The organism is Acuticoccus kalidii, assembly GCF_021556395.1.
GTDB lineage: Bacteria > Pseudomonadota > Alphaproteobacteria > Rhizobiales > Amorphaceae > Acuticoccus > Acuticoccus kalidii.
Genome location: NZ_JAKGCS010000021.1, coordinates 1 through 20,015, shown reverse-complemented (window position 1 = coordinate 20,015; position 20,015 = coordinate 1). Strand labels below are relative to the sequence as shown.

Annotated in this window: 15 protein-coding genes and 1 pseudogene; 9 read left to right on the top strand and 7 right to left on the bottom strand. The window is 67.9% G+C overall.

The window, feature by feature from the left end:
* Positions 1–213: 213 nt before the first annotated feature.
* The gene (locus tag L1787_RS13345) at positions 214–477 is read right to left on the bottom strand and encodes a hypothetical protein (protein WP_235709346.1); all 264 of its coding nucleotides are present in this window, start codon (positions 475–477) and stop codon (positions 214–216) included.
* Between the two features lie 178 nt (positions 478–655).
* On the opposite strand from L1787_RS13345, the gene L1787_RS13340 reads away from it, so the two are divergent.
* Positions 656–3,181 carry a heavy metal translocating P-type ATPase gene (locus tag L1787_RS13340; protein WP_235709345.1) on the top strand — a complete coding sequence of 842 codons (2,526 nt, stop codon included), beginning with the start codon at positions 656–658 and terminating at the stop codon, positions 3,179–3,181.
* A 44-nt stretch (positions 3,182–3,225) separates the two neighbouring features.
* Here L1787_RS13340 and L1787_RS13335 read toward each other — a convergent pair.
* The 3 genes and pseudogenes from L1787_RS13335 to L1787_RS13325 form a co-directional block, all read right to left on the bottom strand.
* Positions 3,226–4,761, bottom strand: a pseudogene (locus tag L1787_RS13335) (multicopper oxidase family protein).
* Between the two features lie 104 nt (positions 4,762–4,865).
* Positions 4,866–5,219 (bottom strand): hypothetical protein, encoded by a 354-nt coding sequence (locus L1787_RS13330; RefSeq protein ID WP_235709344.1) that lies wholly within the window; start codon positions 5,217–5,219, stop codon positions 4,866–4,868.
* 186 nt (positions 5,220–5,405) lie between these two features.
* Positions 5,406–5,756 carry a hypothetical protein gene (locus L1787_RS13325; protein WP_235709343.1) on the bottom strand — a complete coding sequence of 117 codons (351 nt, stop codon included), beginning with the start codon at positions 5,754–5,756 and terminating at the stop codon, positions 5,406–5,408.
* Between the two features lie 495 nt (positions 5,757–6,251).
* Between L1787_RS13325 and ahpC the strand changes: the two genes are divergently transcribed.
* From ahpC to L1787_RS13310, 3 genes are all read left to right on the top strand, one after another.
* Positions 6,252–6,815 (top strand): alkyl hydroperoxide reductase subunit C, encoded by a 564-nt coding sequence (ahpC, locus tag L1787_RS13320; RefSeq protein ID WP_235709342.1) that lies wholly within the window; start codon positions 6,252–6,254, stop codon positions 6,813–6,815.
* Positions 6,816–6,950: 135 nt separating this feature from the next.
* Positions 6,951–8,531 carry an alkyl hydroperoxide reductase subunit F gene (ahpF, locus tag L1787_RS13315; protein ID WP_235709341.1) on the top strand — a complete coding sequence of 527 codons (1,581 nt, stop codon included), beginning with the start codon at positions 6,951–6,953 and terminating at the stop codon, positions 8,529–8,531.
* Between the two features lie 5 nt (positions 8,532–8,536).
* Positions 8,537–9,475 carry a LysR substrate-binding domain-containing protein gene (locus tag L1787_RS13310; protein WP_235709340.1) on the top strand — a complete coding sequence of 313 codons (939 nt, stop codon included), beginning with the start codon at positions 8,537–8,539 and terminating at the stop codon, positions 9,473–9,475.
* 31 nt (positions 9,476–9,506) lie between these two features.
* Here the strand turns inward: L1787_RS13310 and L1787_RS13305 are convergent, their stop codons facing one another.
* The gene (locus L1787_RS13305; RefSeq protein WP_235709339.1) at positions 9,507–11,120 is read right to left on the bottom strand and encodes a DUF1254 domain-containing protein; all 1,614 of its coding nucleotides are present in this window, start codon (positions 11,118–11,120) and stop codon (positions 9,507–9,509) included.
* A gap of 131 nt (positions 11,121–11,251) precedes the next feature.
* Complete coding sequence (locus L1787_RS13300) at positions 11,252–11,512, bottom strand: hypothetical protein (RefSeq protein WP_235709338.1); 261 nt, start codon at positions 11,510–11,512, stop codon at positions 11,252–11,254.
* 428 nt (positions 11,513–11,940) lie between these two features.
* Here L1787_RS13300 and L1787_RS13295 point away from each other — a divergent pair, with 428 nt between their 5' ends.
* The 4 genes from L1787_RS13295 to L1787_RS13280 all read left to right on the top strand — a co-directional run bounded on the left by L1787_RS13295 (position 11,941) and on the right by L1787_RS13280 (position 16,796).
* Positions 11,941–12,705 carry an SDR family NAD(P)-dependent oxidoreductase gene (locus L1787_RS13295; protein WP_235709337.1) on the top strand — a complete coding sequence of 255 codons (765 nt, stop codon included), beginning with the start codon at positions 11,941–11,943 and terminating at the stop codon, positions 12,703–12,705.
* 385 nt (positions 12,706–13,090) lie between these two features.
* The gene (locus L1787_RS13290) at positions 13,091–14,479 is read left to right on the top strand and encodes an aminotransferase-like domain-containing protein (protein WP_235709336.1); all 1,389 of its coding nucleotides are present in this window, start codon (positions 13,091–13,093) and stop codon (positions 14,477–14,479) included.
* A 221-nt stretch (positions 14,480–14,700) separates the two neighbouring features.
* Entirely contained in the window at positions 14,701–15,150 is a 450-nt protein-coding gene (locus tag L1787_RS13285; protein ID WP_235709335.1) for an NUDIX hydrolase, read from the top strand.
* Between the two features lie 164 nt (positions 15,151–15,314).
* On the top strand, positions 15,315–16,796 hold the full coding sequence (locus L1787_RS13280) for an inorganic phosphate transporter (protein WP_235709334.1): 1,482 nt from the start codon (positions 15,315–15,317) through the stop codon (positions 16,794–16,796).
* Between the two features lie 231 nt (positions 16,797–17,027).
* On the opposite strand, the gene L1787_RS13275 is transcribed toward L1787_RS13280, so the two are convergent.
* On the bottom strand, positions 17,028–18,839 hold the full coding sequence (locus L1787_RS13275; RefSeq protein ID WP_235709333.1) for an autotransporter outer membrane beta-barrel domain-containing protein: 1,812 nt from the start codon (positions 18,837–18,839) through the stop codon (positions 17,028–17,030).
* Between the two features lie 216 nt (positions 18,840–19,055).
* Here L1787_RS13275 and L1787_RS13270 point away from each other — a divergent pair.
* Positions 19,056–19,999 (top strand): IS630 family transposase gene (locus tag L1787_RS13270; protein ID WP_235708155.1). Its coding sequence is split into 2 segments (ribosomal slippage): positions 19,056–19,398 and positions 19,398–19,999, totalling 945 coding nucleotides; the frame shifts between segments, so codons are not numbered across the junction.
* The last annotated feature ends 16 nt before the right edge of the window (positions 20,000–20,015 follow it).

The following is a 20,015-nucleotide window of genomic DNA, read 5'->3' as shown; positions in this document are numbered from 1 at the left end:
ATGCCGGCGGAACTACAGCCTGCAACGCCTCAGGTCGCGGGTTCGAATCCCGCCGCTGCCGCCATGGGCAGCGTAGCTCAGTGGACAGAGCGGAGCGTTTCGCCACCATTTCGTCGCCGATCTCCGACCGTGCCTCAAACACAAGGCAGGAACTATAAGCGACAACCCGCCGGCCTTGATTGCCGCACGAACGCTGGACACCGGGAGGACCTCTCACGCAAGGCGGTGCGGCCCCTCCTCGCCGCCGAGCCACCGCCACCGCCGTCCGCGCGGGCACTCAGGGCCGCCGGGGCGGTCCCGTTCACGCTCAATATCGAGGCGGAGACGGAGGATGAGGCGCAGAACCTCGCGGCGGTGGAGGTGACGATGACCGAGCTCATGCGCACGCCCACGATCGTCCTCGTCGGCGGCGTCGTCGCAGCCGACGAGCGCGATCCATCCGGGAATGCACTCGGCCGACGTCTGCTGCGCGGTCATGTTGACCGATCTCCGCGGTGCCGGCCCCGCCCCGTCCCGCGCAGGCCGAGATTGGCACGCTCCGGCGCGCACGCCCCCGGCGGGCGCGCCGAAATCGGAGTGCCTCCATTGACCTTCCCATCGTTGGAAGCCCCACATAGGCTGGCGTGAGAGCTCCAACTGTCGAGGCCAGGCCAGCGTGAACGCCCCCATAGGAGCCGCCGAGCCGGCGGCCGGCCCCATTTCCTTGCCCATCGAGGGCATGACGTGTGCCTCCTGTGTCGGCCGGGTCGAGCGTGCCCTCAAGGCCGTTCCCGGCGTCGACATGGCCTCGGTCAATCTCGCCACGGAGCGGGCCAGCGTCTCGACTGACGGGTCGGTCACGCGGGACGATCTTCGCAAGGCGGTCGAAGACGCCGGATTCGAGGTGCCGCGTGCCGCCACGGCGCCGGCCACGGCCGTGCAATTATCGATCGAGGGCATGACCTGCGCCTCCTGCGTCGGCCGCGTAGAGCGCGCGCTGCGGTCGGTTCCGGGCGTCCTCGACGCCGCCGTCAATCTCGCCACCGAAACCGCGCGGGTCGAGGGATCCGCCGACGCCGCCGCGCTGATCGCGGCGATCGAAGCGGCCGGCTACGACGCAAAACGCATCGGCCGGGAGGACGGCCACGACGAGGCCGGCGCCACCACCGATCAGGCGGCTCGGCGGGAGGCCGAGCGTCGGCGCCTCGCGCGCGATGTCGTGATCGCGGCGAGCCTCACGGCGCCCGTCTTCGTGCTGGAGATGGGCGCGCACGTCATTCCGCGCGTGCACCACCTCATCGCGACGACGATCGGGATGCAGGCGAGCTGGTCCCTTCAATTCGCGCTCACCACGATCGTCCTCTTCGGGCCGGGCCTTCGCTTCTACCGCAAAGGCCTGCCGGCGCTGTGGCGGCTCGCGCCCGACATGAACTCGCTCGTCGCCGTCGGAACGCTGGCGGCCTACACCTATTCGCTGGTCGCGACATCCGTGCCCGCCGCGCTGCCACCCGGCACCGTCAACGTCTATTACGAAGCCGCGTCCGTCATCGTGACGCTGGTCCTCATCGGCCGCCTACTCGAGGCGCGCGCCAAGGGCCGGACCTCGGAGGCGATCAAGCGCCTCGTCGGCCTTCGTCCGAGAACCGCAAGGGTCCGCCGCGATGGGACGACGACCGAGCGACCGATCGACGATGTTCTGAACGGTGACATCCTCGAGGTGCGCCCCGGCGAGCGGATTCCGGCCGACGGCGAGGTCGTCGACGGCGAGACGTTCGTCGACGAATCGATGATCACCGGCGAGCCGATGCCGGTCGCGAAGGCCGCCGGCGCGTCGGTCGTGGGCGGGACGGTGAACCAGAACGGCGCATTCACCTTTCGCGCGACCGCCGTCGGACGGGAAACCGTGCTGTCACAGATCATTCGGATGGTCGAGGACGCGCAGGCCTCCAAGCTGCCGATTCAGGCTTTGGTCGACCGCGTGACCATGTGGTTCGTCCCGGTCGTCATGGGGCTCGCTATGGCGACCTTCCTCGCCTGGCTCGCTTGGGGACCGACCCCGGCGCTCGGCTTCGCGCTGGTCAATGCGGTCGCGGTCCTCATCATCGCCTGCCCCTGTGCCATGGGGCTCGCGACGCCGACATCGATCATGGTCGGCACGGGTCGCGGCGCGGAACTCGGCATCCTGCTCCGCAAGGGCGAGGCCTTGCAGGTGCTCAAGGACGCGCGGGTCGTCGCGCTCGACAAGACCGGAACGCTCACCGAAGGCCGGCCACGGCTCACCGATATCGCGCTCGCCGAGGGGGTCGACCGCGCCGACCTTCTCGGCCTCGTCGGGGCGGTCGAGGCGCGCTCGGAGCATCCGATCGCCCGCGCGCTGGTGGAGGCGGCAGAGGCGGAGAGCCCGGCGGCCCAACCGCCCGTCACCCGCTTTGCGGCACAGCCCGGCTTCGGCGTCGAAGCGATCGTCGGCGACCGGCCCGTCGCCATCGGGGCGGACCGCCACATGGCCGCCCTCGGCCACGACGTGACGCTCTTCCGCGAGACCGCCGAACGCTTGGCCGATGAAGGCAAGTCGCCGCTCTATGCGGCAATCGACGGCCGGCTCGCCGCCATCATGGCCGTCGCGGATCCCATCAAGACGACGACCCCGGCCGCGATCGCCACCCTCCACGATCTCGGCCTGACGGTCGCGATGATCACCGGCGACAATGCGCGCACCGCGCGCGCGATCGCGGCGCGCCTCGGGATCGACGACGTGGTCGCGGAGGTTCCCCCCGGTGGCAAGGTCGACGCGGTGCGCCGCTTGAAGGCGCAGCATGGCGTGCTCGCCTTCGTCGGCGACGGCATCAACGACGCGCCGGCCCTTGCCGAGGCCGATATCGGCATCGCGATCGGCACGGGCACGGACATCGCCATCGAGGCGGCCGACGTCGTCCTGATGTCGGGCAATTTGGAGGGCGTGCCGACCGCGCTCGCGCTCTCCCGCGCGACGATCGGCAACATCCGCCAGAACCTCTTCTGGGCCTTCGTCTACAATGCGGCGCTCATTCCGGTGGCCGCGGGCGCGCTCTATCCGGCGTTCGGGATCCTGCTGTCGCCCATCTTCGCGGCCGGGGCGATGGCGCTGTCGAGCGTGTTCGTGCTCGGCAACGCCTTGCGCCTGCGCCGTTTCGGGACCGGAGCCAGGCCGCTCGCCGCATGACAATCGTCCGGCGCCGGGCGACCGGCGCCGGACGATCGCGATCGCTAGTCGCGCGCGTCGTAATCGATGAAGGCCATCATGCCCGCCGCCATGTGATAAAGATGGTGGCAGTGGAACGGCCATCGGCCGAGATTCCCCGCGTCGAACGCGATGGTCAGCGTCTCGCCGGGCGCAACGAGCACCGTATCGCGCACAGCGCCGGCGATCGGGGCGCCATTCACCTCGACGACCTGGAAGTGATGCCCGTGCAGATGCATCGGGTGGCTCATCATCGAGGCGTTCCGCATCGCGATTTCGATCCGCTCACCGCTGCGAATGCGCATGTCGGCCGCGCCGTCCATGCCCCATTCATATCCCTCCATCTGTCCGGTCAGGGTGATGTCGAAACGGCGATCGGCCGGACGCGGCACAAGCGGTGAGACGGCCCGCAACCGCCCCTCGAGGGCATTCGCCACGATCGGCCCCCGCGCATCGCCGACGCTCGCGACGCGCCGCACGGTGGCGCCGGCGGTCGCGAGAATGACGCCGGTGCGCTCCACCGCCCCCTCGCGAAGGGCGAGGATCGGAAACGCGCCCTCCCCCTCGGGCAAAGCGAGCGTGATATCGAGGCGCTAGCCCATGCTGACCGGGAATTGCGTGCCCGCCAGCGGTTGGACGGGCTGGCCGTCGACCGCGACGAGCGTGCCCGGCAACGCGCCGGTGTCGATGGTGAAGGCGGTGGCCGTCGCGCCGTTGATGATCCGAAGGCGGACGCGGCCGCGCGCCTCCACCCGCACGATCTCGGGATCGTCGAGCGTGCGGTCGTTCGCGAGGTAGGCGTCGTAATCGATGTCGTTGATGTCCATCCCGGCCATCGAAGCGCCGGCCATGGTGCCGTTTGGCATAGGGGCGCTGGGCATCGCCATGCCGCCGCCGCTGCCGTGCCCCATCGCGGCGTGATCGACCATCGGCGTCGCGGTCGCCGTCCCGTGCCCCGCGGCTGGGGCCATCGCGTGGCCGCCGTGGCCGCCGTGCCCTCCATGGCCTCCCGCGCTTTTCAGGCGGGCGAGTAGCTCCTCGGCCGGGGTGAAGGAAAAGTCGTGCAGAAGGATGACGACCTCCTGCTCGTCACGCGCCCGGTCGGCGGCCGTGCGCACGATGAGCGGGGCGGCGAGGAGGTTCTGCTCCTGCAGGGTGTGGGCGTGCATCCAGTGCGTGCCGCCCGGACCGACGGGGAAGGTGTAGCGCCGCGCCTCCCTCGGCTCGAGCAGCGGCATCGGATTGTCCGGCACGCCGTCCATGCGCCACGGCGGTGTGAGGCCGTGCCAATGGATGATCGTGGGCTCGCCGATCTCGTTGACGAGCTCGACATCGAAGGGCGCCTCCGCGTCGAGGCGGACGCCGTGGGTGCCGTCCGGTTGGAGGAGGCCGAAGACGCGCGCCGCCTTGCCGCCGACGTCGATGGTGCGGCTCGCGATCGCGAGCCTCGCCGGCGCATCGGGCGGGGCGATCTGCGCGAGGGCGCCGGCCGGACGCATGAGGGTTGCGCCGACCGCGCACGCGCCGGTCATCGCGGTGGAGAGAAAGTCTCGTCTGTTCATGGGGTCACTTCTCGGGGGCCTGCCGTCGTGCAGGCGAACTGATCCAGCGCGCCGCGTGGGCACGCCGCGAAGGCTCCGATACGGGATCGGACGATCGGGGTGGATCAGAGCCGAGGCGGCCCGTGCGGCGGTCCGCGCGTGAGGCCGACGGAGCGGGTTCCGGCCAGCAGGATATGGCCCGGCGACGGGACGATGCCGGCGAGACCGGGGACCGGCGGCATCACGCTCACGCATGCCATGCAGGGCGACGGGCAGCAGGGGTCGCGGTCGCTATCGGCCGAGGCGCCGCGACCTTCATGGTCGGCGTGCCCATGCCGGTCGGTCGCATCGCCGAGCGCGGCGGCGTTGGTCGCCGTGGTCTCGTCGGGACAGGGCATGGCGTGGGCGAGGCTCGACGCGTCGACCAGAAATGCGAGCATCAGCGCTGCGACGCCGCCCGCAATCCATCGCCCGACCATGCTCATATGCTCAGAATGCCTCGTGTACGCGTCCGCCTCGACGGACGCACGGCCACAATGATCAGCCTTGACGCGTGGCCATTCAATGGCCGAGCGGCGGGCCATGGTGTCGCGCCATCGCCCACCCATCCCCCGACGCGGCGGAGCCGGCTGCCCATCCGGCGGCCGGCCCGTCCGCCGGCGCGCCTACTCGGCGGCTTGCGCGTTCCAGGGAGACGGGACCACGGCGTCGCCCACGCGAACCTCGTCGGCCTCGTTGTCGAGGGTGAGGACACAATCGTAGATCTTGAGGATCGGGCGGACGCCTTGGCGCTTCTCCATCCAGGCACTCCATCCGTCATGGAACCAGGCCTCGGCGTCTTCGCGCGTATCGAACACGTAGACACCGCCGCCCCCGGAGGCGCCGTCCAGGAAATACTTCCGGCGAAGGCCCTTCACCTCATGGTACACCTTCGTCGCCTCCAGCGAGTAACGCATCAATTCTTCCGCGGTTTGCGTGTTCGTCTCACGCGGAAGCTCGACGACGGCGATGATCATGGTAATCCTCCGAGGCCCATGGGACCAGTTCACGCGCGACTGTAACGCCGCATCGGGCGTAGCGGAACCAGCGTCTCGCTCACGCGCGAACGCCGTGTCGCAATCGACCTTTGGGTGCATTGCAACAAGAAGAATTCCAGAAGGTTGCTGTCCCCATCCGAGCGAGATGTTCACATCTCCCACGGGGCGACATTGCGGCGCAGCGCCCTTCGAAGGACGACATCCGCGGTCTCGGGACAGATCGCGCTGAAATCCAAAAATAATTAATAATATCAGTTAGTTATCTGATATCTCGCGCCAACTGGTGGTGCGCTTCCTCGGCGTGCAGGCGCACTTCATGCGCCCTGTTGAGCCCGATTTATCGCCCGATGGGAGGCAGCTCCCCGCCGATAGGCTGGCTCTATCGATCCACCCCCGCTTATCTATTTCCTATATTGCGCCGCACTCCCTATGTTGCAGCGCGAAGGCCACAGCCTCTATCGAAGCAGGAAATCAATGTCTGTCATCAACACCCCCATCCAACCGTTTCAGGCGAAGGCCTACCAGAACGGCAAGTTCATCGACGTGTCGGACGCCGACACGAAAGGCAAGTGGGCCATCTTCTTCTTCTACCCGGCCGACTTCACCTTCGTGTGCCCGACCGAGCTCGGGGATGTGGCCGACCACTATGAAGAGCTGAAGCGCCTCGACGTCGAAGTCTACTCGGTCTCGACCGACACGCACTTCACTCACAAGGCCTGGCACGACACGTCCGAGACGATCGGCAAGATCGAATATCCGATGATCGGCGATCCGACCGGGACGATCACGCGCAACTTCCAGATCATGCGCGAAGGCGAAGGCCTCGCCGACCGTGGCACCTTCATCGTCGACCCGGACGGCATCATCCAGGCGGTCGAGATCACCGCCGAAGGCATCGGCCGCAATGCCTCCGACCTTCTGCGCAAGGTGAAGGCCGCGCAGTATGTCCGCGCGCATCCGGATGAGGTCTGCCCGGCGAAGTGGGAAGAAGGCGACGAGACCCTCGCCCCCTCGCTGCAGCTCGTCGGCAAGATCTGAGCCGAACCGGCGTCCGGCGCGCGGCACCTTGATGTCCGCGCCGCCGGGCGCCTCCCCACCTGGCGAGCGGGACCGCCCCCTCGGTCCCCCACCCTCAACGAAACGATGCGCGCCACGCCGCGCCAGGAGATCCCCATGCTCGATGATGCGCTGAAGTCCCAGCTCAAGAGCCACTTCGAGAAAATGGTCCGCCCGGTCGAGATCGACGCGATGGTCGACGATGGTGCGAAATCACGCGAGATGAGCGCCTTTCTGTCCGAGATCGCCGCGCTCTCCGCGAACATCTCCCTCACTGAGCGCTCGGGCGCGGCGGGCCGCACGCCGGCCTTCCGGCTGACGAGCCCCGGCGAAGAGATCAACATCACCTTCGCCGGCATTCCCGCCGGTCACGAGTTCACCTCCCTCGTCCTCGCCCTCCTCCAGGTCGGCGGCCATCCGCCGAAGCTCGACCCGTCGGTCGTCGAGGCGGTCGCGGCGCTGGACGGCGACTATCTGTTCGAGACCTATTTCTCGCTGAGCTGCCAGAATTGCCCGGACGTCGTTCAGGCGCTGAATGCGATGGCGGTGATCAACCCGCGCATCCGCCACACCGCGATCGATGGCGCCCTCTTCAAGGCCGAGGTCGACGCGCGCGAGATCATGTCCGTGCCGTCGGTCTACCTCAATGGCGAGCCGTTCGCGCAGGGGCGCATGGAAGTCGAGCAGATCCTCGCCAAGCTCGATACCAACGCCGAGGCGCGCGCCGCCGAGAAGATCAAGGCCCAGGACCCGTTCGACGTTCTCGTCGTCGGTGGCGGTCCGGCCGGCGCGGCCGCAGCGATCTATGCCGCGCGCAAAGGCATCCGCACCGGCATCGCCGCCGAGCGCTTCGGCGGCCAGGTGCTCGACACGATGGCGATCGAGAACTTCATCTCCGTCACCCACACCGAGGGCCCGGATTTCGCCAAGGCGCTCGAGACGCACGTGAAGGACTATCCGGTCGAGGTGATGAACCTTCAGCGCGCCGAACGGCTCACCGATCATGGCGACTCGTTCGAGGTGACGCTCGCGAGCGGCGCGTCCTTGAGGGCGAAGAGCGTCATCCTGTCGACCGGCGCGCGCTGGCGGCAGATGGGCGTGCCCGGCGAAGAGGACTATCGCAATCGCGGCGTCGCCTACTGCCCGCATTGTGACGGGCCGCTCTTCAAGGGCAAGCCGGTCGCGGTGATCGGCGGCGGCAATTCCGGCGTCGAGGCGGCGATCGACCTCGCCGGCATCACGAGCCACGTGACGCTGCTCGAATTCGACGTCGAGCTGCGCGCCGACGACGTTCTTCAGCGCAAGCTCTTCAGCTTGCCGAACGTCACCGTCCTGACGTCCGCCAAGACCACCGAAGTGCGCGGCAACGGGGCGAAGGTCGTCGGCCTCACCTATGAAAGCCGGATCACCGGCGAGAGCCACGACGTCGCCGTCGACGGCATCTTCGTCCAGATCGGCCTCTTGCCGAACACCGAATGGCTGCGCGGCACGATCGAATTGTCGGACCGCGGCGAGATCGAAGTCGACGATCATGGTCGCACGTCGCTGCCGGGGGTCTTCGCGGCCGGCGACTGCACGACGACGCCCTTCAAGCAGATCGTCATCGCCCTCGGCGACGGGGCAAAGGCCTCCCTCGCGGCGTTCGATCATCTGATCCGCACGTCGGTCCCGGAGGAGAGGCAGAGCAAGGCGGCTTGACGGCGATGACGCTGCGGGAGCTCGAATATCTCGTCGCGCTCGCGCGCTATCGCCATTTCGGCCGGGCCGCCGACGCCTGCTCGGTCAGCCAGCCGACATTGTCGACGCAGCTTCGCAAGCTGGAAGCCGAACTCGGCGTCCAGCTCGTGGAGCGCAGTTCGAGTGGGGCGCTCCTAACCCCGTTCGGCAAGGCGACGGCCGAGCGGGCGCGGCAGATCCTGCTCGAAGTGCAGCACATCAAGGATGCCGCGCAGGAAGGTCGCGATCCCGAAGGCGGCGCCGTTCGGCTCGGCATCTTCCCGACGCTCGGCCCTTATCTCCTGCCGAGCATCATGTTGCGCTTCGCGGACCGCTTTCCGGCGCTCCAGCTCTATCTCGTCGAGGAAAAGAGCCCCAGCCTTCTCACCCGCCTGCACGACGGCGATATCGACGCAGCGCTCCTCGCTCTGCCGGTGGAGGACGAGGCGCTCGCCTCCGCCTTCCTGTTCGAGGAGCCGTTCTTGCTGGCGGTCCCGCCCGGCCACCCGCTCGCCGATCGCGGGGGAATCACGCTCGACGATATCGCCGACCAGAAGCTGCTCCTCCTCGAAGACGGGCATTGCCTGCGCGATCAGGCGCTCGACGTGTGCCAATTGTCTGGTGCGGTGGAGCAGTCCGCCTTTCGCGTCTCGAGCCTCGAGACCTTGCGCCATATGGTGGCGGCCGGGCTCGGCGTGACGCTCCTGCCCGAGCTCGCCACGATCACCGGCGCGGAACGTCCCGATGCGCCCCGTCTCGTGCGCTTCGCCGATCCGCCGCCCAACCGTCGCATCGCCCTTTTCTGGCGCAAGAGTTCGCCCCGCGACGCGCTCTATCACGCGATGGCGGACCTGTTCATCGACGTCAGCCATACGCTTCAGCGCCGCGATGCGGACCTCGGACCGCGCTCGACATTCGCCGCATGAACCGGCGATTGAACCGGTTCAATCGTGGACCTCAATCGACCGGCTCGATCTCGCTCGGCCGCCACGACTTGTCGAAAAAGGCGGGGCGCGGGCTGTAGAGGCGCAGGAGCGTGAACCAGCCCTTCGCCGGATCCGTCTCGATCCAGTTGCCGCGGGCGACGCCCTCGGGTTGGCTCGGCCCCATATAGATCGTGGTCGACCCGTCTTCCGACGTCTCGGCGGCCGGCGTCGGGTAGGACTGACTGCCGGCGCGCGGATATTTCTGCGCGGTCTTCAGCATCGACCGGGTCTGGTTGTCGTAAAGGGTGAGCGACCAGAAGGCCTCGGCAGGGATCCCCTTCGGCAGCGTCACTTTATAGGTCTTCGCGCCGTCGAAGATTGCCCCGTCGGCATCGAGAAAGCCCATCAGATACTGCGAGCCGGCGCCGGGCATGGTCATGATCATCGCCGGGCTGTCGAGCGTGTAGGCGTAATAGAAGGCCGTGCGTGAATCGAGCGTACGCGCGCCGGTCGCCGGATGGGGCTCGAACGCGCCGCCCGTGAAGGCCGGCGGCGGCGTCTCGAAGAAGGCGCCGCCCTCGAACAGCATGTTGCCCCAGTGGGAGCCCTCATAATAGGCCCACTCGGGATGACGCTCGGCCCAGCGCCATTGAAGCGCGCGGCCGAACCCCTGCCCCACGATCGCGGCCCGGTCGAGGATTGCCTTCATCCGCGCGTCCGGCGCGAAGGGTGTCCCGTGCCGGATGCCGATCGCGGCGAGCTGACCGGCGAGTTCCGGGTCGTAGCTCGTCGCCGGCTCGTTCTGGACGTTCTCGTCGATCCACTCGAAATAGCGGGCGTCGCTCGGCGGGATCGTGTTGAACGCGACGCCGCTGCCCTCGATGAACCGGGTCGGCGGCACCTCGGGCTCCGGCGCGAGGGCGACCGAGCCGTCGAGCGCGGCGGCGATCGACGTGCCGAAGCTGCCCGGCGCATAGCGATAGATCTTCAGATTGTCCTTGATGTTGCGCACCGTCGGCGCCGGATCGTCACCGGGCGCCAGGAAGGCGCGCATCGCGTAGAGGACGCGGTGCGTCTTCGCGTGAGCGACGAAATAGCCGCCCTCGGGCAGCGGCCCGTCATAGTCCGGCCCGACGATCAGATAGCGGCCGCCGAAGCCCCGGTCGGGGCCGGGCCGACCGACATCGATCACCCAGGAGAACCACATGTCGTTGATCGTGCCGAGCCCATTGGGAGGCTGCTCGATCACCATGGGGCCGTCCGCGAGATCGATGACGCCCATATAATAGACGGTGTCGGCATTCGCGGTGAGGAAGAGCGAATCGGAATCCATCAACTCCGAAAAGATGACGATGTCGTTCGCCTTCGCGCCGATGCTCTCGAAGCCTTTTTGCAAGGCGAGGGCCGACGCGCCTCTGAAGCTGTTATTGTAAGCGTTGAGGGCCCGCGTGAAGTCGATCGTGTCGAAGATCGCCGTCGCAGTGGCCTCCGTCGGCGCGCCGTCGTCGAATTGGAGCGTGCCGATGCTGCTTTCGGTCGAGGGCGGCGCCGAGAGCGACTGGATCGTCTCCGAGGTGACGTCCGCGGCCACCGGGCCGGCGAGCGCGAACCCCAGAAGACAGCTCGTGATGACGTGGCGAAACATGACTTCTCCTCGTCCGAGAATGACACCATGCGGTCGGTTTGCTGGAAAACGCCGTTCGTCCCGGCGCGGGGGTCGCCGGGAGGTAACCAGGGAGCCGCGCGGTCGCGGCTCCCTCACCCGATCGCTCCGCTCTACTTCGCGAGAGCTTCGTCGGCCTGCTGGACGAGCTCCATGCAACGGTCATATTCGCCGGCATCGCGCGCGTTCGAGGCCTCGTCCGACAGCCTGCGCGCGTCGTCGCGCGCCGACTCGCCGACGCCTTGAGCGCTCGTAATCTTGGCGTTGACCTCTTCGATCCCCGCGTCACACTCGGCCATGGTCGCCGCGTAACTGCTTCCACAGAAGGCGAGAGTCAGACCCAACGCCAGGACGATTTTGCTCGGCACGTTCATCATGTTTCTCCCTCTCCGCGCTTTCATGAAACAACGAAGGAGACGCGGAACTCCTCCGTATCCCGCCGCATGATCCCATTAGACGACCCGAACGATTTGCCCCGAGACTTGCGCACATCTGCACGTCATGGGAACCCACGGCCGAAACGGGATCTCGAAAACTGAGGCGAACCTTGTCCGTTTCTCCGGCTCATGAGTCCGCCGCGACGCCAATCAACGAATTTTTATAACAGGTTTGGCTTCTAACCAATTCGCACCAACATACCACAAGATGCGCAAGTTGACGTTGCATTTCGCCAAAATTTCGAATCTTTTGATTCTTGCGATACTTGCGGCGATTGAGAAATCGAATGCTTATGGACGGGACGGCCTCGACAATACGCTTCGCTTGGTGAAGCCTCCCGACTCCACACACCCAACGGACTGTCATGACTGATCTTTTCGACCTTACCGGCCGCCGCGCGCTCGTCACCGGCGGATCCGCCGGCATTGGCTACTCGATGGCGAAGGGCCTCGCCGACAAGGGCGCCGCCCTCGTCCTCGTCGGCCGCGACATGACGAAGGCCGAGGCCGCCGCTCGCGCGATCCGTGAAGCCGGCGGCACGGCAAGCGCGATTTCCGCCGATGTCAGCGACGAGGCCGCGTGCGCCCGTCTCGTCGAGGAAGCGGTCGCCGAACTCGGCGGCCTCGACATCCTCGTCAACAATGCCGGGACCAACATTCGCAAGCCGCCGGAGACCTATACTCTCGCCGAATGGCGGATGCTCATCGACACGAACCTCACGAGCGCGTTCGCCGTCTCGCAGGCCGCCTTCCCGCATATGAAGGAGGCCGGCGGCTCGATCATCAATATCGGCTCGATGACATCGATCTTCGGCGCGCCCTTCGCCGCTCCCTATAGCGCTGCAAAGGGCGGGATCGTCCAGCTTACCAAAGCGCTCGCCGCGGCCTGGGCCCAGCATGATATCCGCGTCAACGCCGTGCTTCCCGGCTGGATCGACACGACGCTGACGGAACAGTTGCGCAAGGATGTGCCGACGATCAACGAATCGATCCTGAAGCGCACGCCGGCCGGACGCTGGGGCCGCCCGGCCGACTTCGAGGGGATTGCGGTCTTCCTCGCCGCGCCCGCCGCCGCCTTCGTGACCGGCACCGCGATCCCAGTCGATGGCGGTTATTCCGCACAGGCCTGAGCGATCGCGCCCCACCGCCCCGGAGACGGTCGGGGCGTTCGCGGCGCGTGGGACATGGGAGCACGGGGGCGGATCGCCGCCTCCGTCCCCGTATCGGGGGTGCGACCAAAGGCATCCGCGCCGAATGGCGGCTCGTCTGGATTAGATGACCGTCCGCGTGTCCTTCCCGTGGCGCGCACCCGCGCCGACGAGCAGGAATGCGCCGGCGCCTCTGGTCAAGTCGCGCGCTTATGGCGAATATAGGACGATGCACAACCTTTTGTTTCACGCCCTACCCGTCTTTAGGTCGCCCCACGGTTCGCGCGTCGGCCGGTGCGTGGCCTCGCGCCGGCCGACCCTGCGGCGCGGCGCGATCGAGACCGGCTGCCGTGTGTGGTGACAAGACGTGAGAAACACCTTCACAAACACGCCGAGTTGGCGTCCGCGAGCCCTCAGCCCCGATAAGCCGCGCTATCTCGCCCTCGTCGAAGCGCTGCGGCGCGATATCGACGAAGGCCGGTTGAGCGAAGGCCATCGCCTCCCCCCGCATCGCGAACTCGCGCGCAATCTCGGCCTTTCGGTCGGGACCGTGAGCCGCGCCTATCAGGAGGCCGAACAGCGCGGGCTGATCGCCGGGCGCGTCGGTCAGGGCACGTTCGTGCGGCGCGCCGCATGGCGCAATGAGCAAGGCGCGGCCCAATCGTTCGTCGATCTCGCCCTCAACGTGCCCGCTCCGGGCGAGGAGAGCGACATCCTCGCCGGGCTCTTCGCCGAGCTCAGCCATCCGAGCGCGATTGCCCCGCTCCTCGATTATGGCCCCCATGCCGGGGCGGGAGACCACCGGGCCGCGGTCGCCTCCTTCATGGCGCACGCCAATGCCGCGATCGACCCCTCGCGCGTCTTCCTCTGCAACGGGGCGCAGCACGCGCTCTCGCTCGCGCTGTCGCTGATCGACAATCCGAGCCGCGCCATCCTCGTCGACACGCAGACCTATTCCGGCATCAAGGCCTACGCCGCCGCCTTCCACGCCGAACTCGTGCCGGTCGAAATGGACGCCGAAGGGATGATCCTGGAGGCGCTCGACGCCGCGAGCCGGCGCAGTCCGGCCCGCGTCCTCTACGTCATGCCGACGCTTCATAGTCCGACCGCGCGGACCATGAGCCGCGCCCGGCGAGAGGCGATCGCCGACATCGCCGCCGCGCGCGATCTCTGGATCGTCGAGGATGACGTCTATGGCTTCTTCGACCCGAACCCGCCGATCACGCTCGCCGAGCTCCTGCCCTCGCACAGCTTCTACATTTCGAGCTTCTCGAAATGCGTTGCGCCGGGCTTCCGGCTCGGCGCCCTCGCGGTCCCGCCGACCTTCGTGGAGCGGGCTAACCTCATGCTGCACGCGACGAGCTGGTTCGTCTCCCCGGTCCTGTGCATGGCCGCGACGCGGCTGATCGAGACGGGAAAGCTCGACGCGCTCGTCGCCCAGCGCCGGCGGCAGGCGAGCGAGCGTTATGGCGTCTTCCGCGAGACCTTCTCCGACGCGGCGCTGATCGACACGCCGGCCTTTTTCGGCTGGCTCCCCCTCCCCGCCGACTGGTCGGCGACGAGCTTCGCGACGGCGGCGCGGGCGGCGGGCATCCTCGTCACCCCACCGGCGGCCTCGAATGTCGGTCCCAGCGAGCCGGACGGCGTGCGCCTCTGTCTCGGCATTCCGCCGGACCTTGAGACGCTCGCCGCGGTGTTGCGCACGCTGCACGATCTCATTTCGCGCCGACCGTGGAACATTCTCTCGGTGGCCTGACGTTCCCCTCTCGAGGCTTGCGAACGAACGGTCATGCTTAACGGTTGGGAAAGACGAATCTGCCTCAATCTTGCATGCCGACGCGATGACCTCTTGAACTGAACCTCGGGAAGTGTTCCTAACCCTATCGACTTTCGGCCATGACGATCCGTTCGTCCCCTTGGCCACCGGCTTCCCCGAACAAGGAGCGGCACAAAGCCCGTGCGGACGATATGAAAGCGATGTTCAATTCGTTGCGCAAAGAACTCCTGGCGCCGCTGGTGCGGCGGCCGCGTCCGCTGCAGGTCGCCGCGTTGTGCTGGCGTGAGGCGGAGGCGGGGCGTGAGATCCTGCTCGTCACGAGCCGGCGCTCGAAGCGCTGGATCATTCCGAAAGGCTGGCCCATCAAGGGACAGGACGGCGCCGGGACCGCGCTGCAGGAGGCATGGGAAGAGGCCGGCGTGCAGGGCAAGTCGACATCCGAAGGCCCGATCGGCCGCTATATCTACGACAAGCGCGATATCAGCGGCGTCAAACTGCCGTGCGAGGTTCTCGTCTACCCGATCAAGGTCCGAGGTCTCGACGAGCGGTACCCTGAATGCGACCAGCGCGAGCGGACATGGGTTCCGCCGAAGACCGCCGCCCAGATGGTGACCGAGCCGTCGCTCAAGGCCATTCTCGAGCAGTTTTGACCGTTCCGCCGCGCGCCGGCGTCCCCGACATGGCGGCGAGCGACGGAATGCCGCGCGCCGGCCTATGGGCCTTTCGCGACAAAGCGCCCAATCCCTGCCGACCCGATCCGAGCTCGCGCCGATCGGGTTGGTGAGCACCGTTTTGAGGAGAGGACACGCAGCGCGTGGCAATTGACGAAGGCAGAAGGCGCTGGAAGGGCCTCGACAAGGATCTCAACCGGATCGGCCATGTCGAGTACGCGGTCCAATCCATTTGGGCGCCACTCGCGGCACCGGGGGCGGCAGCGGCCTTCATCGCGCTCGCCGCGTTGCTCTCAGCGGTCTATTTCGGGCTCGCCGACACGCCGATGATCGTCATCCTCGCGGCCGCGTTCGGCGCCTATATGGCGCTGAATATCGGCGCGAACGATGTTGCCAACAACATGGGCCCGGCCGTCGGCTCCAAGGCGCTGACGATGGGCAGCGCCCTCGTCATCGCGGCCGTCTGCGAGACAGCCGGCGCGCTGATCGCCGGCGGCGACGTCGTCTCCACCATCTCGAAATCGATCATCGATCCCGCCGCCGTCGCCTCGCCCGACGTGTTCGTCTGGGCGATGATGGCGGCGCTGATCTCGTCCGCCCTCTGGGTCAACCTCGCGACTTATCTCGGCGCGCCGGTGTCGACGACGCATTCGGTGGTCGGTGGCGTCATGGGCGCCGGCATCGCCGCCGCCGGCATCTCGGTCGTCAATTGGGCGACGATGGGCTCGATCGCGGCGAGTTGGATCGTCTCCCCCCTTCTCGGCGGTGGCATCGCGGCCGGCTTCCTCGCCTTCATCAAATGGAAGATCGCCTATCAGGACGACATGATCGAGGCCGCCCGGCGCTGGGTGCCGATCCTGATCGCACTGATGGTCGGCGTCTTCGCCACTTATCTCGCGCTGAAGGGCCTCAAGGCGGTCATCGCGATCGACCTGCCGCTCGCGCTCCTCATCGGTATCGGTTGCGGAGCCGTCGCCTATGGCGGAGCCGTTCCCCTCATCCGCCGGCAGGCGGAGGGGCTCGAAAACCGGAAGCGCTCGCTGCGCGGCCTCTTTTCGCTGCCGCTCGTCCTGTCCGCCGGTCTCCTTTCCTTCGCGCACGGGGCGAACGACGTCGCGAATGCCGTCGGCCCGCTCGCGGCGATCGTCGCCGTCTCGCAGACGGGCGCCGTCACCGACGCGGTGACGATCCCGATCTGGGTGATGGTCATCGGCGCGTTCGGCATCTCGCTCGGCCTCTTCCTGTTCGGCCCCAAGCTGATCCGCATGGTGGGTGACCAGATCACCAAGCTGAACCCGGTGCGGGCCTATTGCGTCGCGCTGTCGGCGGCGATCACCGTCATCATCGCCTCATGGCTCGGCTTGCCGGTCTCCTCCACGCATATCGCCGTCGGCGGCGTGTTCGGCGTGGGCTTCTTTCGCGAATGGGACGCCGAGCGGCGGTCGCGCCTCAAGGCGGGGCGGCCGCGGCGCGCCAAACGCGTTGACGTCGAGGAGCGCAAGCGCCGCAAGCTGGTGCGCCGCTCGCACTTCATGACGATCGTCGCCGCCTGGGTGATCACCGTGCCCGCCGCCGCGCTCCTGTCGGCGACCATCTATCTCGCGATCGGCCTCCTCGTGCACTGAGCCGCCTTCGCGTTCGCGCGAGAGGCTTTCCGGCCGGACGATCGAGGTGTGCTTATGGATCAGCACATCCTGGAGGGCTGCCTCGCCGTTGCGGACGGAAGCGCCGCAGCCTTGCGAGGCGCTAGAGGTCAGGCCTTCCGATCACTCGTGATCCACCGGCGCGTTGTCGGCAACCCTCGACAAAAGCACCGTGTGCGCTTTTCGAGAGCGCCTCGGCGGCCGGAATTGTCGTCAGAACGACCAGCTCAGGCCGATCGAGCCAGAATGTGCGCCGAAGGCGTCGCTGACGAGGCCGTCATAGGTCGCGAAAAACTCCACCGCGCTCATCGGGCTTGCGGCGACGCCGATGCTGGCGCCGAGGACGGCGGCGTCGCGCGGCGCCTCGGCCCCCGCCACCGTGAACGGCGCCCCAGGCAGCCCCGCGAAGTTGGCCGTCACGGTCCGCTCGGTGTCGGCGAAATCGTGCCGCCAGCCGGCGCGCAGCATGACGTCGATCGCGGCCGGCCCGGCGCGGAAGCGGTGGGCGATCGCGGCGCCGAGGAGCCCGCTCGCTGTGGCGCTCGACTGCCCGTCGACGAGGAGGTCGATGGCGCCGGCGCCGCGCTCGGCAAAGCCGTTCTGGCGCACGAGGATGGTCTCGAAGCCGGCAAAGGGCGTCACGCGGCTCGCTCCGCCGAGCGCGAAGCCGTAGCCGGCTTCGAGGCTGAGGAGGAAGGCGTTGCTCTGCGGCTCGCCCGTGGCGGTGCGCACGACGCCGGGGAACGCGATGTTGCGGGTGACGTCCGCGTTGCCGTGGGCGTAGCCGGCCGCCCAGTCGAAATAGGCGGCGCCCGGCGTGAAGCTGCCATAGAGCGCGGCCGAGAAGGTGTCGGTCGTGCCGCTGGTCGCAAGGCCGTTGGTGTCGTAACGCGCATGGGTATAGGCGAGCGCACCGCCGAGGAGGACGTCCGGCAGCACCCGCGCGTCGGCCCCCATGGCAGGGCCGCCGAGGCCGAGCGACAGGTCGTGTGCGGCGCCGCCGGAGACCTCGCTATAGGTGCCGATGCCGGCGATCCAGAGGCGCAGCCCCTCCTCCCGCGCCGCTTCCGCCGCGGTCGCGTCGCCGGGTGTCACCGGCCAGCGGCCCACCCGCATCTGCTGGCGCAGGATGTTGAGGAAGGCCGCGCCGGCCGCGATGTCGACCGAGGCCGTGTCGGCGTAGATCTCGCCGCCGAGCTGGACGAGCGCGCCACGCAGCGGGCCAGGGGCACCGAAATTGATCCGGTCGAGGCTGTTATAGACGCCGTCCATGTCGCCGAAGAGTGGCGGCAGCGTCGGAGCGGTGTCGAGCGCGTTCGCGACCGCGCCCGCGTTGCCGCGCCCCGCGAGCGGCGCATAAGAGAGCGCGTGTTGTCCGAGCGCCTGGCGATTGAAGAAGTCGCCGTCGGGGATATAGGCCGCACCCTTGCAGTTGGGCTGATTGGACTTGCCGACGAGATAGTATTGCGGCGTGCCGCCCCGCCCCCAAGGGCCGGGCGCGGGGATGTCGGGCGGGTCGGCCGGGAAATCGCCGACGATGGGCGCACCGTGAGCGGCAAGGATGCAGGTCCCGGCGGGCACGTTGACGAGCGTGTAGTTGGTCGGCGCGAAAGGGAGCGCGAGGACGTTCTTGATCTGCGCCGCATTGAGCCCGCGCACCACATTGCTGCCGGCGAGGAAGCCGCCGACGGGGCCCGAGCCGCCGTTCGGCGCGTCCGGCGCATAAAAGCGAACGAACTGGGTGGCTTCGGTGGTGCGGATGACGCGGGCGGCCTTGTTGCCGACGAAGGAGAGCGTGGGCGGTTCGGCGCGCACATAGGTGTTGGCGTCGGTGCCGTTGCGGATGCGGGGCACGAATGTCCCATCGACGCGATAGATGCGGCCGTCGACGACCTCGCCCGCGGGGAGCGGCAGGCCGCCGACGACGGTTTGCGCCAGTCCGGGGCTCGGGAGCCCTGGGCATAATCCGGCGGCGAGGATCGCAGCACCCCCCACGCGCGCCATCCACGCAGACGTTTTCGCCATCGGTCCCGCTCCCAGAAAGCCCGGACCCTCTATGGCCACACGTGTTGCAAGCAGACAATCGCGCCGGTTGCCGTCAGGCCGGCAGGCGCCGCGTCGGTGGCGGATTTGTTGCCCCCCGGGCACAGAACTCACGGCGGGCTAGAGCACTTTCGGCTTGCGGAGAATCGGGCAAATCAGATTCTGAGATGGTCGTGATCGCGTTCGGGAGTTCGCACGATGGCGCCGCTGTCCCATGATTTGAGGGTTCGTCTCGCAAGAGCCGTCGATGCCGGCGGCTCGGCTCGCCAGGTGGCGGCCCGCTTCGATGTGAGCCCGTCGACCGTCGTCAAGCTGATGCAGCGAGTGCGGGCGACCGGCAGCGTCGAGCCGGCCCGGATCGGCGGGTATCGCAAGCCGCTGCTGGCCGCTCACGAGGCAACGATCCGGGAGCTGGTGGCGGCAAACGGGAGCATCACGCTCGTCGAGCTGAGGGCGGCCATCATCGCGCGCGGCGGCCCGGCGGTGTCGCTGTGGGCGGTCTGGTCGATGCTGCAACGGCTCGGGCTCAGGCACAAAAAAAGTCGCTGAAGGCGGCAGAGCAGAACCGCCCCGACGTCGCGAAGGCGCGCCGGCGCTGGCGCGGTTTCCAGGGTTTCATGGATCCGGACCGCTTCGTCTTTCTCGACGAGACCGGAGCCTCAACCAACATGGTCCGCCGCACGGGCTGGGCCCCGAAGTCCGAGCGGCTCGTCGACCACACCCCGCACGGACACTGGCACACGACGACGTTCGTCGCTGGCCTCCGGGCGTCTGGGATCGTCGCGCCGCTCGTGCTGACCGGGCCGATGAACGGGCGGACCTTCCTCGCCTATGCCGAGCAGTTCCTCGCGCCAGCACTCTCGCCGGGCGACGTCGTGGTGATGGACAACCTCGCGGCGCACAAGGTCGCCGGGGTGCGCGAGGCGATCGCCGCGGCCGGCGCCAGCATCCTCTACCTGCCGCCCTACAGCCCCGACCTCAACCCGATCGAGATGGCCTTCGCCAAGCTGAAGGCGCTCCTGCGAAAGGCGGCCGCACGAACCCGCGACGAACTGTGGGATACGATTGGCGCACTCCTCGCCCGCTTCGATCCCGACGAATGTCGCCGCTACATCCGCCACTGCGGCTATGAGTACGACTGAGCCGAAAGTGCTCTAA

Coding starts and splice junctions, on each gene's coding strand:
- L1787_RS13345 (WP_235709346.1), bottom strand. CDS start 477: ATGACCGCGCAGCAGACGTCGGCCGAGTGCATTCCCGGATGGATCGCG.
- L1787_RS13330 (WP_235709344.1), bottom strand. CDS start 5,219: ATGGTCGGGCGATGGATTGCGGGCGGCGTCGCAGCGCTGATGCTCGCA.
- L1787_RS13325 (WP_235709343.1), bottom strand. CDS start 5,756: ATGATCATCGCCGTCGTCGAGCTTCCGCGTGAGACGAACACGCAAACC.
- ahpC (WP_235709342.1), top strand. CDS start 6,252: ATGTCTGTCATCAACACCCCCATCCAACCGTTTCAGGCGAAGGCCTAC.
- ahpF (WP_235709341.1), top strand. CDS start 6,951: ATGCTCGATGATGCGCTGAAGTCCCAGCTCAAGAGCCACTTCGAGAAA.
- L1787_RS13310 (WP_235709340.1), top strand. CDS start 8,537: ATGACGCTGCGGGAGCTCGAATATCTCGTCGCGCTCGCGCGCTATCGC.
- L1787_RS13305 (WP_235709339.1), bottom strand. CDS start 11,120: ATGTTTCGCCACGTCATCACGAGCTGTCTTCTGGGGTTCGCGCTCGCC.
- L1787_RS13300 (WP_235709338.1), bottom strand. CDS start 11,512: ATGAACGTGCCGAGCAAAATCGTCCTGGCGTTGGGTCTGACTCTCGCC.
- L1787_RS13295 (WP_235709337.1), top strand. CDS start 11,941: ATGACTGATCTTTTCGACCTTACCGGCCGCCGCGCGCTCGTCACCGGC.
- L1787_RS13285 (WP_235709335.1), top strand. CDS start 14,701: ATGTTCAATTCGTTGCGCAAAGAACTCCTGGCGCCGCTGGTGCGGCGG.
- L1787_RS13275 (WP_235709333.1), bottom strand. CDS start 18,839: ATGGCGAAAACGTCTGCGTGGATGGCGCGCGTGGGGGGTGCTGCGATC.